The sequence below is a fragment of the Brumimicrobium mesophilum genome, assembly GCF_003025005.1.
Taxonomy (GTDB): Bacteria; Bacteroidota; Bacteroidia; order Flavobacteriales_D; family Crocinitomicaceae; genus Brumimicrobium; species Brumimicrobium mesophilum.
On sequence record NZ_PVSS01000001.1, the window covers coordinates 302,663 to 316,394 of the forward strand.

Here is a 13,732-nt window from a genome sequence, read left to right on the forward strand (position 1 = left end):
TTTTTTATGACTATTTATAGTTTGTTTTACAAATCACGCCTCTTCAATGTGAAATAAGTAATCATAAAGAAAAGTAACATATAAGCTAAACAGATCGCAATGTTTATTGGAGTATCTAAAATTACTGGAGGATGACCATTTCTTTCTTGACCAGCTTTAATCATTTCTTTTAAGATTGGAAATGGTGTTAATTTTGAAAACGAATTCAAAGGCATGTAGGCATAAAAGGTTTGAAAACCACCCAATGTAACGGAAATACCAATAATAGTTTCAGCTAAAAAAGAAAGAATAAAGATAGTAATTGACACTGCTGTTTTCTTTACCAATACAGCGATTAAAAATGCAAAACTGAAGTAACACATTGTTTGTAAAAAGTATAATCCTATACTGTCAATTCCTGAATAAAAAGACGCTCCATTCGTTGTTCCGACCAAACCAAATAATAGTCCAGTGAGGAAGGTGTATGCCGTGATTATTAAAGAAAATGATAATAGCACAAGGAACTTTCCAATAATTGCCTTTTTAATCGACAGTCCATCAATCACATGCTGTCTAAATGTTTTGTAGGTATATTCATTTGTAATTACTATCACTGCTAAAATCCCCATCATAATATTGAAATAACTAGCGGAATACGTAGCTACTGCCCAAACATCTGGAAATTGCAATGCTGACCAATCCTTAGGTAAAAATGGTCCCATAAAATTGGTAATAAATTCAGAAATCGCATAAATTGCAACAGGAGAAATTACTGCATAAATTAAAAAGATGACCAATAAAGATTTAAGCTTTCTCAGCTTAATAAATTCGATATAAATTAATTGTTTCATTTGTTGACGATTTCTAAGAATGTAGATTCTAAATTTTTCTTGTAAGGCATTATTGTGTTCAAGTAAACTCCTTTTTCAGCGAGCATTTTATTGACCATGGCATTGGATATATTTTCCTCTACTCCAATCAAAATGTTTGGAGAAATATCTCTAACAAACTTCATTTGAGGAATAGTTTCCAAAGCTAATTTTAGTTCATCATTTGAATCTGCTCCAATGCATAAGAGCTTGTCTTGCGTCATTATTTCCTCTAAAGTAGCTTCTCTAATCAACTCACCATTCTTTAAAATGGCTACATGAGTACACATTTTTTCTATTTCATCTAAAATATGAGATGCGATAATAATGGTCTTACCATCCTCTGCGATATCCAAAATTAATGAACGTATTTCAGCAATTCCCTGAGGATCTAAACCGTTTGTAGGTTCGTCTAAAACTAAAATATCTGGATCCGCCAAAATTGCACTGGCAATCGCCAATCGCTGTTTCATTCCCAAAGAGTATGTTTTAAAAGCAGCGTCTTTTCTTTTCCATAAATCAACTCTACGCAGCACTTTTTCAATTCTTAACTTGGTATTATCTAATGATTTTATTGTTGAAACAATTTTTAGATTGTCTACCGCATTTAAATAAGGATAAAAATTTGGTGTTTCTAGTAAAGAACCGATGTTACTTCGATTTTCGTCAATTTCACCTTTACCAAACCAACTATAGGTCCCACTATCTTGTTTGATTACACCTAATAAAATACCAAGAGTTGTGGTTTTCCCACTTCCATTTGGACCTAAAAGACCATAAATCTGCCCCTGTTTCACGTTAATACTTAATCCCTTGAGGGCGTCAAGTTTTTTATAGGATTTACGTAAATTTTGTGTTGTAAGAATTTCAACCATTATTTATAATGTTTACTCTAAAAGTAAAAGGAAATTATGAATTTTAGGATAAAAACTAAGTTTTCTAATGGGGAAGGGATAAAAAACCTCAGTTTACTTTAAATATTATGGTCTATAATAAAAAAGAATGATAACAATCGTTACTAAAAGAGATGCTTTAGTTTATGGAAAGAATGCTTCTTTGAATAAAGGAAGTAATTCTAAAAACTAAAACTCCTTTCATTCCAAAGACTTGTTCTTATTCCTCCGAAAACCATAAAGTGAGTATTATAATTTTTTTGAGCCATATTGTTTAATTCTACACCAGGACGAATAAAAGCATCTATCATCAGTTTTTCTGAAATTCTGTAACTTCCTTCAACAGAAAAATGAAAGCGATTCACTTGTCCATCTCCACCAATTTTATAACCGTATTCTTTTGGACGATCTGTGTATGATTGATAAACATCTGAACCGTAAGATATAGAATCATTTCCATCTGCTCCACCTTGTTGAACGAAGAAGAATCTTCCCGTTAATGTAAAGTTTGAATTGAAATGCATACTCGATTGTGTGTATATTTCAACAAAATTTGAACCTAAAGGATGAGCTAAAGGACGTCCTTGATTTCCATAATTTGTACTTTCATTGATATGAGAATAGGTAAATGGTCTTGCAAAATTCAATTCAGTTTGCCATCTCAGTTGACCTTTTGTTAAGTTTCTCTTACCTTTAATTCCTATTTGACCACTGTATTTATTCGCCCACCACCGTGTACGATCAACCAATTCTTTAAGAACAAATTCATCCAATGCAAATTGACCATAAACCATGAATCGATCAAATTGATAACTTGTGTTTAACCCAATTAATAAGCGATCTTGAGATCCCAAACCATATTCCGTTGGACGGTAAAACAAGAAAGGATTGAGGTATTCGACTTCATATCCTCTATTTAATAAAGTGTCTTTTGGTGCAAAAACTACTGTTTCAAAAACACCAATTTGAAATCTATCAGTTGCATTGAAATTAAAGAAATGTGTTGATGCAAATTTCCGCGTGAGTTGTGTATTTTCATTCTCTTTGAAAAATTGATAAATATTGACCATTTCGAGCTTCCAAATCTTAGTTCTCAATTGAACAAATGGATAGGGAGCGCCATAATCTCCTAATAACATTGAGCGATTTCCTTGACCAATAAAATGTTGATCTACCCCAGCTTGAATATTCAAAAACTCATACGGCGAAAAACTCATTCTAAACCTTGGTTGAATAGAAAGTGTAGTAGAGTTATTAGATTCTTCCCAAAAATCACTTCTAAAAATACTAGAGTAATCTAAATTACTTCCTTCTCGTTGAAAAGCGTTTCCCGTTAACAATAATCTGGCGTAAAATTTCTTTGATAATTGCGTTGTAATTCCCAGTCCAGCTCCAAAGTTTGCAGAATAAGTAGAGTTTCCATCATTTTTAAATGAGCCCAACACATTCACAACTGGAAAAATATGCAAGTAATTGTCCTTGTATTTTTCTTGTTTCGAAACCCATGGAAGTCGATATCCTGGCTGATATGGTTTCGATAAATTAGGCAAAACGGGGTTAACATTCAACTCATCACTTTCGAAAAAAGCATCATAGTTCAAATAATTGACCTCTGCGTTAATTTTTGGTTCAACCTCAGTTTGCGCAATGAAAAATGTCCATTGAAAAAGCAATAATATGGTGAGTAGGTTTTTCATTAGAAATCAAAATATTGGTTACTTAAAGCAGTACGAATTCCTATGGAAACAGCTCCATAATTCAAATCATCTCCTAAATTCGAAACACTTGTTCTGTAATTCAAATTAACAAACATACGCAATTGAGTTGCAGGGTTTAATTCATATCCTAATTCAACATTGGCATTCATAACTTCTGTTTCATTCATTATAGAAACAAACTCTTTAGATTCAAAAAGTCGTGTTTTATTTTCAATTGGTTGTTCAGCAGTGTAATAAACTACTTTCCCATCAATAAAAACACCTTTCCATTGATAACTAGCTCTTGCAATTATTTCAGTAAAACCATTCCCTAGGGTGTGGGCCAATGGCAAATTATAATGCGTGTAAGCCATTCTTTCATTGTTGGCTGCATACAAATTTGAAGTCGCAACATTGGCTTCTACTTGAAAAAACAAATCACTAATATTAAATGTATTTCCCGATCGATATCCCAGTTGTAAACCATATTCTTTATTGGTAATATCGTCACTTACGGCTTGCGCATACAACATGTGTTGCGGATGAAATTGCCACGCCAAATTCAACCCAAAAAGATTTTTCATATCTCCATTTTCAGCACCATTGGCTATGGTATTTACTCCAATCATTGGGTTGTAAAAATAGGGATTCACCCGTTGACTACTTGTAGCATCATCTCGTAAATAAACTGTGGATTCGAAAAGTCCTATCGACAGAGATGGAGTTGGTTTGTAGCTTAAATAATGAACCCCAATTCCTTTTCTTTCATAAGGAGCTTCAACTAAATTCGTATATAATTTTCGCTGAAGGTTTAACTGTTTACCACGCATAAATGTGTAAGATAATCCATCAATAATTTCCCAATCGATAGTTAAATGTGTGTAATTAAAGGAATTATCGGAAAGTAACATTGATCTATATCCCCAACCATAAAAACGTGGTGCATTACCGAATTGGATAGCCAATTTATCTATTGGAGTAAGCCGAATATAGCTTACAGATGAAGAGTAATCGTAACCATTGGTTTTAAATGGTTTTGTTCTTCCTCCTCCAGGAATAACAGCATTTTGTGGTCCAAAGGCAAGCGGAAATAATTCCCCTCTGTCATTAAAAAAATCACTTTGATATTTTACAAATCGTGCTTGGTTTTCATAAAACGCAGTATAGAAAGAAAATACCTCTTTGATTTGACCGAAAGCTTGTGCTCCCCGTGTATTTTGGAAGAGGTAGTCCGAAGAATTCTGAAGTTGCTCTTGCCCGATGGAAACATTCAGTAAAGGATCTACAGCAAAGAAGAAATCCTTACCTGACTGTTGAATAAAATGTTCTGAAAATAATTTTCTCATCACCCAATTCCTGGAAGTATCTTTCGTTGGTAATTTGAAATTCGCCTCATTATATGACACAGGAAAGAAACCATTTCCAACAATATTATTTGTTGAATCTGAGAATAAGGCATTATCTTTTATAGCACTTGAGGAAGGAATTAGTAATTCCTGTGCCCTAAATTGAGCGGAAAGAATAAGCAAAAAGCTTAATAACAAAGTTGATTGTTTCAAATTAGTAAGTATTGAAAAAATTCATGGAAAGCTTCATACTTTCTTTTGAAGCGACAAAATACGGATTTCTAAGGTCTTTTTTATTGTAAGAAAGTGGTTTTCCTGTTTCCACTTCAAGAACTTCACCACCAAGAGCTTCATAAATAGCCTGACCAGCAGCAATGTCCCACTCCATAGTTGGTGCAAATCTAGGGTATACATCGGCATTTCCGTTGACTAACTCAAAAAATTTCAATGCAGAACCCATAGCAGTAGATCTTATTTCCCCATATTCTTTTTCGATATAATCTGCTAATTTCAAAAGATTCCCAGAATAGTGACTTCTCGAAGCAATAATATGAACTGGGGAATTCACCGCTGATAATTGATTCAACTTTTTCCATTTTTCAGGATGTAATGCATCTTCATAACTCATTTGGAAGGCGCCATAACTTTTACCCCCAAGAATAATTTGTTGATTTACAGGTGAGGCAATCAATCCATAAACGGGTTTTTCATTTTCAATTAAAGCTATATTAATTACGAATTCTCCATTTTTCTTTATGAATTCCTTGGTTCCATCCAAAGGATCTACGCACCAAACTTTTTTCCAAGCTGAACGGATAGCGAATGGCTCCTTCTCAATTTCCTCTCCAGTAATTGGAATATTAGTTTGCTTCAGATAGCGGTCTATAATTTTCGAAGAATTCAAATCGGCTTTAGTTACGGGACTACCATCCTCTTTTTCTATTCTATCAAATTCTCCAGCATAAATATCCATAATTACTTTGGAAGCTTCCAAAGCAGCACGTATTGTTATACCATATTCTTTAAATAATTCAGTCATTCATTAAATTTCTCACTAATGAACTTGCACCGATCCGCAGATTCTCAGGTGTCATATAGTCTTTTCCTAAATACATCTCTATCATTTTAAAATAGCCTAAGGCATCTTCATATGTTTTTACACCACCACTTATTTTTAAGCCAACAGTTCTTTTTTCTTTGTATTCAGCTATTAATTTAGCCATGACCTCTACAGCTTCTTTAGTTGCTCCGGGAAATTCTTTTCCAGTTGAAGTTTTAATGAAATCTGCCCCACCTTCAATAGCCATTTCAGCGGCCAATCTTATCTTTTCTGAGCTCTTCAAGTAGCCAGTTTCAAGAATAACCTTCAATGTTTTATTCGGCATTATTCCCTTAAAAGCTTTTATTTCATTCACAACATGATCGTAGTTCTTATCTTCAAATTCACCTAAATTAAGGACAATATCTATTTCATCTGCACCTGCGTCTATTGCCAAGCTACATTCATTTAATTTTGTAGCTAAAAAACCTTGAGAATTTGGGAAATTACCTGAAACCACAGCCACTTTAATTGAAGTATCTTTTAGCACTTCAACAGCTTGGGGTGCGAAATTGGGATAAAGACAAACTGCAGCGACTGGAAAACCTTTTTTTTCAAAACTCAAAGCATCATCCAAAAAAACCTTTACGCTTTTTGGGGAGTCAAATGAATTGAGAGATGTTAAATCAACAAAACTGCAAATCTCTTTTTTAGTCCATGTCATAAAAACAATATTTAGGGTACAAGTTACAAATTTTAGGCTATAAAAAAAGCCTACCCTAAGATAGACTTTTCAAATATTTTTGTGACCGTATTCTATTGTAAAATAAAGTTAATTGGAATACGACATCTTGCTCTTACTGGTTCACCATTTGCTTCAGCAGGCTCCCATTTAGGCATAGAACGTACAACACGACGAGCTTCAGTGTCAATTTCACGAGAAACACCTCTTAAAATTTTCACTTGTTCTATCGAACCATCCTTATTCACAACGAATTCGATAAATACACGACCTTGATCACCTAATTCCATAGCGATTTCTGGAAATTTAATGTTGTCAGCTAAGAATTGCTTCATGGCAGCAGCACCACCAGGATAACCAGCCTCTTTATCTGGATAATCAACAATTGGCGCTTCTGGAGCAGGTGCTTCCACCGGTGTAATATCAATTGGAGGAGTCTCTACCTTAATAGGTTCATCCTTATCAACGTTTTGCTTAACTTCAATTTCTTCTGAAGGTGGTGGAGTCACTTCTGGCTCTACAATCTCTTGTACAACAATATCTTCCTTTTCTTCTTCAATAACTTCTAATTCTTCTGGGATGTCTGTTCTTTCACGTTGCTCATTTTCATTCGAAACGATTTCAACTTCTTGTTTAAAAGAAAATGAAAGTGTTACAAGACTTCCAACAATGAAAAAACCTAAAAATATAAGCGGTAATCTCAATCGCTCATTATCAACTTCCGGATTTTTTTTACTTTCCATAACTTTAATTTTTCTTTTCACTTACAAAAACAATACCATGATTATCTGTAAGAACCTTTATAAATAATTTTAAATAAGCCTATCCCAAAAATACAACCAATTCCATTAGCAATCAAGTCAAATATTTCAAATGATCTCGTTTCTACGGCATAATCCTGCAGAAACTCAAGCAATACACCGATTAATAGTCCTCCAAAAAAACTAATTTGAAGTGCAAATCTTCGTATTCCAACAGAAATAAATTGCCTTTTTAAACCAATTGCCCAAAATAAACATAAAAAAGTATACATTAAAAAATGCGCAACTTTATCTACATTTTTAATTTGAAAGTCATTCAGGCTCACGTTTGAACTGGGAACAAGACTTAAAACTACAACAAGTGCTGTCCAAATTAGACTTGGAAAAATAAATCGAAGCACGACTTATTTCCCAATCAATTCTTTATAGTCAGCGCTACTTAACAATCCGTCTAGTCCTTCTTGATCAGTTGTTTTCACTTTAATCATCCAACCTTCACCATACGGATCTGAGTTTACCAACTCTGGATTTGACTCCAATTCTTCATTGAACTCTACCACTTCACCTGAAACAGGCATAAACAAATCTGAAACAGTTTTTACAGCTTCAATAGAACCAAAAACTTCTTCGCGCTCTAATTCTTCACCTTCGGTTTCAACTTCAACGAAAACGATATCACCAAGTTCACTTTGTGCGAATTCAGTAACACCGATTGTCACCATATCACCTTCTACTAAACACCATTCGTGGTCTTTTGTATATTTTAAATTTTCAGGAATGTTCATAGTTATTAAATTTTGGATTCAAATGTAAAATTTTTATGTGAAACTACTTGAGTTTTTATGAAAATATTCGACTTTACATATGCTTTCGATGGGAATATTGGATACTGACTTATGATTTCTATTTGAAAATCGAATTTTATTCCAATTTCATCAGCTTTTATATGTTACATGAATGCAAAGTAAGCTGGGATAAAAAGGCTCAAAATATTATTAAAAAATCTATGGTTTTTAATTAGCCATTTGCGTTCAAATAGTTCCAAAACTATAAGCCATTGAAACGGCTAGAACTTGAATGAATTAACTCTTTTGAATGTGGGATGAACCCCACATCAATAGAGTTCTAATCAAAAAAACAATTCTTGTGAAAATCCAAAACTGGTTTCAACCACTTACCTTAAAAGATATATTAGGCTGAATTTGACAATAAATCCAAGCATTTTAGGGCTTCTCATGCTAAAAATCTATAATTTACATGCTTAATACCGCCAAAATTTTAATTTTGTGTTTATGGTAAATAGCGACCAAATAAAATCCCTAAATGAACGGATTAAAAACTTGTTCATCTACTTGTCTATTGACGAGAAAAAAAGAACTATCCATGAAAATGAACTGGCCGCACAAGACCCAAGTTTTTGGGACGATCCAAAAAAAGCTGAAGTGCTTTTAAAGAAAAATCGTCAACTGAAATTTTGGGTAGATTCTACTCATTCTTTAGAACAAAGAACAGAGGATTTAGAAGTGCTTATAGAATTTTATAATGATGGCTCAGGCACTGTCGAAGAAATTGAAGCCTTATACAAAAAGATAATAAGCGACCTAGAAAGTTTAGAATTAAAAAACATGCTTTCAGGAGAAGAAGATAACTTGAACGCTGTTTTACAAATCACGGCTGGAGCGGGTGGAACAGAAAGTTGCGACTGGGCAAACATGCTCTTACGCATGTATTTAATGTGGGGAGAAAAGAATGGTTATAAAATTAAGGAACTCAACTATCAAGAGGGCGAAGTTGCAGGAATAAAAACTGTAACCATAGAATTCGATGGAGATTTTGCTTTTGGCTACCTTAAAGGAGAGAATGGAGTGCACAGATTAGTTCGAATTTCGCCTTTTGACTCAAATGCAAAAAGACACACTTCTTTTGCATCTGTTTATGTATACCCACTTGTAGATGACACTATAGAAATTGACATCAATCCGGCAGACATATCTTTTGAAACATTTAGATCTGGAGGAAAGGGTGGACAAAATGTAAATAAAGTTGAGACAGCGGTTAGATTACGCCATGCCCCATCCGGAATTGTGATTGAAAATTCGGAATCACGTTCACAATTGGGGAATAAGGAAAAAGCTATGCAACTTCTAAAATCTCAGCTTTATGAGTTGGAATTACGCAAAAGACTGGAAAAAAGAACAGAAATTGAATCGGAAAAGAAGAACATTGAATGGGGTTCTCAAATTCGAAATTACGTCATGCATCCATACAAATTAGTAAAAGACGTTAGAACAGGTTACGAGACAGGAAACGTTGATGATGTAATGGATGGAGGTTTAAATGACTTCCTCAAAGCGTATCTAATGGAATACGGTTCTTAATAAATCATAAACGTTTGAAAGTTATCTTATTATTATATATTTTCGCAACATAAACAAACCAACAATATGTCAGAACAAACACAGTTTAATAACGAGTCAAAAAAATCCTCAGCAGGAGTTTGGATTTTAGTTGCAATTATCGCCTTAATTGGAGTTGCTATTTTAGGATGGATGTATTCGAAAGAATCAAACGCCCGTGAAACATGTCAAACTACAAATGAGCAGCTTGAACAAGAAATGAACTCAATGAATGAAGCCCTAGGAGGTTACATTGATGGAGCTACAACAGATTTGAAATTAGATTTTCAAAACATGTTGGACACTTATGACAAGCTGATTGAAAAGGACGCTTCTAAGGCCGACAGTTTACAAATTCAAAAAGACAGTATTAGTGTTTTATTGGCACAATTAAAAGATACAAAAAACAGAAGTTATTACGAAATCAACCAATTAAAGAAGCGTAATGGACAATTGCGTGAAATCATGAATCGTTATTTGATTACTATTGATTCATTGAACACTTTAAATGTAGATTTAACTTCTCGTTTAGATCAAACAAGTTCTGAATTAAATTTAACGCAATCGGAGCGTGATTCTTTAAGAAAACAAAATGATCAAAACGCTGAATTATTAACAAAAGGAGCGAAATTAAACGCTTTCAACTTTGTGAGTGAAGCATTGCGTTACCAAACATTTGGAGGATCTACGAAAGATGTGAATCGTGCAGCAAGAGCTGAAGTTCTTTCTTGTTCATTTACAATAGGTGAAAACAAAATTGCCAGAACTGGAAGCAAAACGATCTATATGCAAATTACTGCGCCTAACGGACAAGTAATCTACAAACGTCCAAATGATGTGACTCAAGTTGCAGGAAGTGAAATTCTATTTACTGGAAAAAGAGAAATAGATTATCAAGGACAATTGGTAGACATGACAATAGTTTACAACCTAGAAGGAAAGGAAGTAGCTAGTGGAAACTACGTAGTTAAAATATTTGCAGACGGAGCCCTTATTGGAAAAGATACATTTACATTGAAATAACTTCAAAGTGACATGAGGTAAACTCAGCACAATCAAATGCGAAGCACCATTAACAAATTTGTTAATGGTGCTTTTTTTATTCAAATGATGTAAAATTGCGTTCGTTTTTACAGGAATGACTGTTCAATACTTATATAATATAACAACTGTAAAATCATTCCTCAAAACAATTGAATAATTAAATGTTAAAGCTCATTTTTAAAGAGATAATTGGATATTTTTGTAGTTAGATATTATTTTTTGAATGACCAATTTTCAAACAATAAGTAATTAGAATTAAAAGAAAATAGCATGAGAGTTGTATTGACATTAATTATTTTGGTTATTGGGGTATTCACTGCCTACTACATTAATAAAGAAGGAATGGAAAGAAAACAGCTTCCTGTTATTCAACCACGTGATGTAAATTCAGAAATGGTGGACCCAGAGTTAGTAAAAAAAGGAATCGGACACCGCGTTGGAAAGTTCTCATTGACCAACCAAAATGGAGAAACAATCACTTTAGACGATGTGAAAGGAAGAATTTTTGTTGCTGAATATTTCTTTACTACTTGTTTGACTATCTGTCCAATTATGACAGAAGAAATGATGCGCGTTCAAGAAAGATTTTCTGGAAATGATGATTTAAAGATTTTAAGTTTTACTGTAGATCCTGAAATTGATTCTGTTGAAGTAATGAAAGCTTATGCAGAAAAACATAATGCAGTGGATGGGCAATGGCACTTTTTAACCGGAACTAAAGATGATTTATACAGCTTGGCAAGAAACTCATTCTTTGTACTGAAACCGGCTGAGGCAAGAAATTTAGGTGACGCTGGTTCAGATTTTATTCATACCAATAATTTTGTTTTGGTGGATAAAGAATTACAAATCAGAGGTTATTATGATGGAACAAGTAGTGAAGAGATTGATGTACTAATGGAAGATATCGATCTTTTATTAAACGAAAAATAGGTGTAATTAATTTTACACCTATTAAATATTTTATTTCCGAAATTATCGGATGAATTGCTCTTTTTATTGTTGAGCTAAATCATTTTGCTCAGTTTGTGTATCAACTACTCCATAAGCATCGCACTTCGCTTTTGAAGAGCCACAAGAGGCCATTGATATAAAAAACAGTCCAACGAAAGCCCAAGGCATTACTTTTTTCATAGCTAAAATTTTATTTAAATAAGGTTTAATGCTGTAAATATATAGAATTACAATTAACTAAAAGACTTTTTCTACATTTGATTTCCTAAACTTGTAAAGAATAAAACGTTAACAAGTACGTTTAAGTGTATCGTATGATCAGAGTATTTAGCCTTCTAGGAATAATTTTCCCCTTCTTCATTTTGGGCCAAAATTCTTATCAATTGTCTTTTATTTCACAAGAGAGTAATCCGTTCAAGCCAAAAAAAGAAATGGTTTTGGAAAGTAAAGAGGAAGTACTGGAATACCTGAATAAGACAAGAAGTAAACACATCAAAAAAGGTTATGTTTTAGCTTCAATAGATTCAGTAGAATTCAAACAAAACGAAGCAATTGTTCATTATTATAGAGGTGAAAAGTTCGAAAAGCTAAGTATTTCATTCGATGAAGAAGATGCTTACCTCATCAGTAAGGTTCCCAGAATGAACGAAAGAATGATTTCAAAACTTCCGTTTAAACCTATTCTAGTTGAACAACTTTTGCTCGGACTAAATCAATACTTAAACAACAATGGCTTTCCTTTTTCTAAGGTTTTTCTTACAGTGGAACAAATTGAAGCTGGAATATCTACCGCACATTTGAATATTGAAAAAGGTCCACCTGTGAAAATTAAAAGTGTTTCAATAAAGGGAGAATCAAAAGTTCGAGATAAATTTGTTAGTAATGCCATTGCAATTAAAGAAGGTGATGATTATGACGCAGAATTGTTGCGAAATATTTCCAATAAGATTCAACAAATTCAATTCATAAAAGAAATTAGACCACATGAAATACTATTTACTCCAGAAGGCGCTGAAGTTTTTCTTTATTTAGAAAGTGTTCCTGTAAGCTTAATCAATGGAATTGTAGGACTTCAACCTGATCTCGTTACAGAAAAAACTGTTGTTACGGGTGATGTAAGATTGAAATTACTCAACATTTTAAAACGTGGAGAAGAATTAGACATCAATTGGAAAAGTTTACAGCCACAAACGCAAGAATTAGACCTGAGTTTTAGTTTTCCATTTTTATTTAATACTCCTTTTGGAATTGACACAAAGTTTGATCTATACAAACAAGACAGTACCTTTTTGAGTACGAATGTAAACTTTGGAATCAGATATTTTCTTACCGGCGGAAGCTATATAAAAGTGTTTTATGAGGCCAACAATTCTAATTTACTTTCTGGCGCAACTTCCATTCCCAACAATAATTTATCTTCTTTATCAAACAACAGTTATGGAATTGGATTGTACCGTAATAACGTAGATTTTTTACCGAACCCAAGTAAAGGATTTCGATTATCGTTTGATATTTCAGCTGGACGAAGGAAAAGTAGACCAACTCAGGAAGACACAACAACAATTGCAACAACATTTAAAGGCAATTTAAATATGGAGGTGTTTTTTCCTTTAGCGAGGAGGCATGTAATTCGTTTGGCAAATACTACCAGAAGTTATTACGCACCAATTATTTACCAAAATGAAGTCTTTAGGTTTGGAGGGTTAACCACTCAAAGAGGGTTTAATGAAGAATTGCTTTTTGCTACCACCTTAACAACTTTTACCGCAGAATATCGATTTTTGGTTGATAGAACATCCCATGCTTTTGCATTTTTCGATCAATCTTTTTATGAAAACAATTCTAGAGATTACACAAGTGACCAACCATTTGGGTTTGGAGCAGGTTTCAGTTTTGGAACGAATTTGGGGATTTTCTCAATTTCTTATGCCTTAGGAAAAGAGTTTAACAACCCTATTGAACTAAAGAACGGGAAAGTGCATTTTGGGTATGTGACTTATTTTTAAGGGCAA

At 33.5% G+C, this 13,732-nt stretch carries 14 protein-coding genes; 4 read left to right on the forward strand and 10 right to left on the reverse strand.

Translation table 11 applies throughout. The annotated features are described in order from the left end of the window. Positions 1-26 precede the first annotated feature (26 nt). The 9 genes from C6368_RS01315 to gcvH all read right to left on the reverse strand — a co-directional run bounded on the left by C6368_RS01315 (position 27) and on the right by gcvH (position 8,111). A complete protein-coding gene (locus C6368_RS01315) occupies positions 27-830 on the reverse strand; it encodes an ABC transporter permease (RefSeq protein ID WP_107037363.1) in 804 nt (267 codons plus the stop codon). Then, a complete protein-coding gene (locus C6368_RS01320) occupies positions 827-1,723 on the reverse strand; it encodes an ABC transporter ATP-binding protein (protein WP_107037364.1) in 897 nt (298 codons plus the stop codon). The genes C6368_RS01315 and C6368_RS01320 overlap by 4 nt, the downstream gene beginning before the upstream one ends. A 200-nt stretch (positions 1,724-1,923) precedes the next feature. Then, positions 1,924-3,438 (reverse strand): hypothetical protein, encoded by a 1,515-nt coding sequence (locus tag C6368_RS01325; RefSeq protein WP_107037365.1) that lies wholly within the window; start codon positions 3,436-3,438, stop codon positions 1,924-1,926. Then, a complete protein-coding gene (locus C6368_RS01330) occupies positions 3,438-4,997 on the reverse strand; it encodes a hypothetical protein (RefSeq protein WP_107037366.1) in 1,560 nt (519 codons plus the stop codon). Before C6368_RS01330 ends, C6368_RS01325 begins: the two co-directional genes overlap by 1 nt. A 1-nt stretch (position 4,998) precedes the next feature. Further along, on the reverse strand, positions 4,999-5,823 hold the full coding sequence (locus C6368_RS01335) for a 3'(2'),5'-bisphosphate nucleotidase CysQ family protein (protein ID WP_107037367.1): 825 nt from the start codon (positions 5,821-5,823) through the stop codon (positions 4,999-5,001). Further along, entirely contained in the window at positions 5,816-6,547 is a 732-nt protein-coding gene (gene deoC / locus C6368_RS01340; protein WP_107037368.1) for a deoxyribose-phosphate aldolase, read from the reverse strand. Before deoC ends, C6368_RS01335 begins: the two co-directional genes overlap by 8 nt. Before the next feature lie 92 nt (positions 6,548-6,639). Further along, the gene (locus tag C6368_RS01345) at positions 6,640-7,308 is read right to left on the reverse strand and encodes an energy transducer TonB (protein WP_107037369.1); all 669 of its coding nucleotides are present in this window, start codon (positions 7,306-7,308) and stop codon (positions 6,640-6,642) included. 41 nt (positions 7,309-7,349) lie between these two features. Continuing rightward, complete coding sequence (locus C6368_RS01350) at positions 7,350-7,727, reverse strand: VanZ family protein (protein WP_107037370.1); 378 nt, start codon at positions 7,725-7,727, stop codon at positions 7,350-7,352. A gap of 3 nt (positions 7,728-7,730) precedes the next feature. After that, positions 7,731-8,111 carry a glycine cleavage system protein GcvH gene (gene gcvH / locus C6368_RS01355; protein WP_107037371.1) on the reverse strand — a complete coding sequence of 127 codons (381 nt, stop codon included), beginning with the start codon at positions 8,109-8,111 and terminating at the stop codon, positions 7,731-7,733. 507 nt (positions 8,112-8,618) lie between these two features. Between gcvH and prfB the strand changes: the two genes are divergently transcribed. The 3 genes from prfB to C6368_RS01370 all read left to right on the forward strand — a co-directional run bounded on the left by prfB (position 8,619) and on the right by C6368_RS01370 (position 11,699). Further along, the gene (gene prfB, locus C6368_RS01360) at positions 8,619-9,704 is read left to right on the forward strand and encodes a peptide chain release factor 2 (RefSeq protein ID WP_107037372.1); all 1,086 of its coding nucleotides are present in this window, start codon (positions 8,619-8,621) and stop codon (positions 9,702-9,704) included. A 66-nt stretch (positions 9,705-9,770) separates the two neighbouring features. Continuing rightward, the gene (locus C6368_RS01365) at positions 9,771-10,745 is read left to right on the forward strand and encodes a hypothetical protein (protein WP_107037373.1); all 975 of its coding nucleotides are present in this window, start codon (positions 9,771-9,773) and stop codon (positions 10,743-10,745) included. 291 nt (positions 10,746-11,036) lie between these two features. Next, complete coding sequence (locus tag C6368_RS01370) at positions 11,037-11,699, forward strand: SCO family protein (protein WP_107037374.1); 663 nt, start codon at positions 11,037-11,039, stop codon at positions 11,697-11,699. Positions 11,700-11,762: 63 nt separating this feature from the next. Here the strand turns inward: C6368_RS01370 and C6368_RS17185 are convergent, their stop codons facing one another. After that, positions 11,763-11,900 carry a hypothetical protein gene (locus C6368_RS17185; protein WP_159038357.1) on the reverse strand — a complete coding sequence of 46 codons (138 nt, stop codon included), beginning with the start codon at positions 11,898-11,900 and terminating at the stop codon, positions 11,763-11,765. Between the two features lie 134 nt (positions 11,901-12,034). Here C6368_RS17185 and C6368_RS01375 point away from each other — a divergent pair, with 134 nt between their 5' ends. Next, complete coding sequence (locus C6368_RS01375; protein WP_159038358.1) at positions 12,035-13,726, forward strand: POTRA domain-containing protein; 1,692 nt, start codon at positions 12,035-12,037, stop codon at positions 13,724-13,726. Positions 13,727-13,732: the final 6 nt, after the last annotated feature.

Excerpts from the sequence above, each read along its gene's own strand:
- C6368_RS01315 (WP_107037363.1), bottom strand. The coding sequence starts at position 830 with ATGAAACAATTAATTTATATCGAATTTATTAAGCTGAGAAAGCTTAAA.
- gcvH (WP_107037371.1), bottom strand. The coding sequence starts at position 8,111 with ATGAACATTCCTGAAAATTTAAAATATACAAAAGACCACGAATGGTGT.
- C6368_RS01365 (WP_107037373.1), top strand. The coding sequence starts at position 9,771 with ATGTCAGAACAAACACAGTTTAATAACGAGTCAAAAAAATCCTCAGCA.
- C6368_RS01320 (WP_107037364.1), bottom strand. The coding sequence starts at position 1,723 with ATGGTTGAAATTCTTACAACACAAAATTTACGTAAATCCTATAAAAAA.
- C6368_RS01345 (WP_107037369.1), bottom strand. The coding sequence starts at position 7,308 with ATGGAAAGTAAAAAAAATCCGGAAGTTGATAATGAGCGATTGAGATTA.
- C6368_RS01335 (WP_107037367.1), bottom strand. The coding sequence starts at position 5,823 with ATGACTGAATTATTTAAAGAATATGGTATAACAATACGTGCTGCTTTG.
- C6368_RS01375 (WP_159038358.1), top strand. The coding sequence starts at position 12,035 with ATGATCAGAGTATTTAGCCTTCTAGGAATAATTTTCCCCTTCTTCATT.
- deoC (WP_107037368.1), bottom strand. The coding sequence starts at position 6,547 with ATGACATGGACTAAAAAAGAGATTTGCAGTTTTGTTGATTTAACATCT.
- C6368_RS01370 (WP_107037374.1), top strand. The coding sequence starts at position 11,037 with ATGAGAGTTGTATTGACATTAATTATTTTGGTTATTGGGGTATTCACT.
- C6368_RS01325 (WP_107037365.1), bottom strand. The coding sequence starts at position 3,438 with ATGAAAAACCTACTCACCATATTATTGCTTTTTCAATGGACATTTTTC.
- C6368_RS17185 (WP_159038357.1), bottom strand. The coding sequence starts at position 11,900 with ATGAAAAAAGTAATGCCTTGGGCTTTCGTTGGACTGTTTTTTATATCA.
- prfB (WP_107037372.1), top strand. The coding sequence starts at position 8,619 with ATGGTAAATAGCGACCAAATAAAATCCCTAAATGAACGGATTAAAAAC.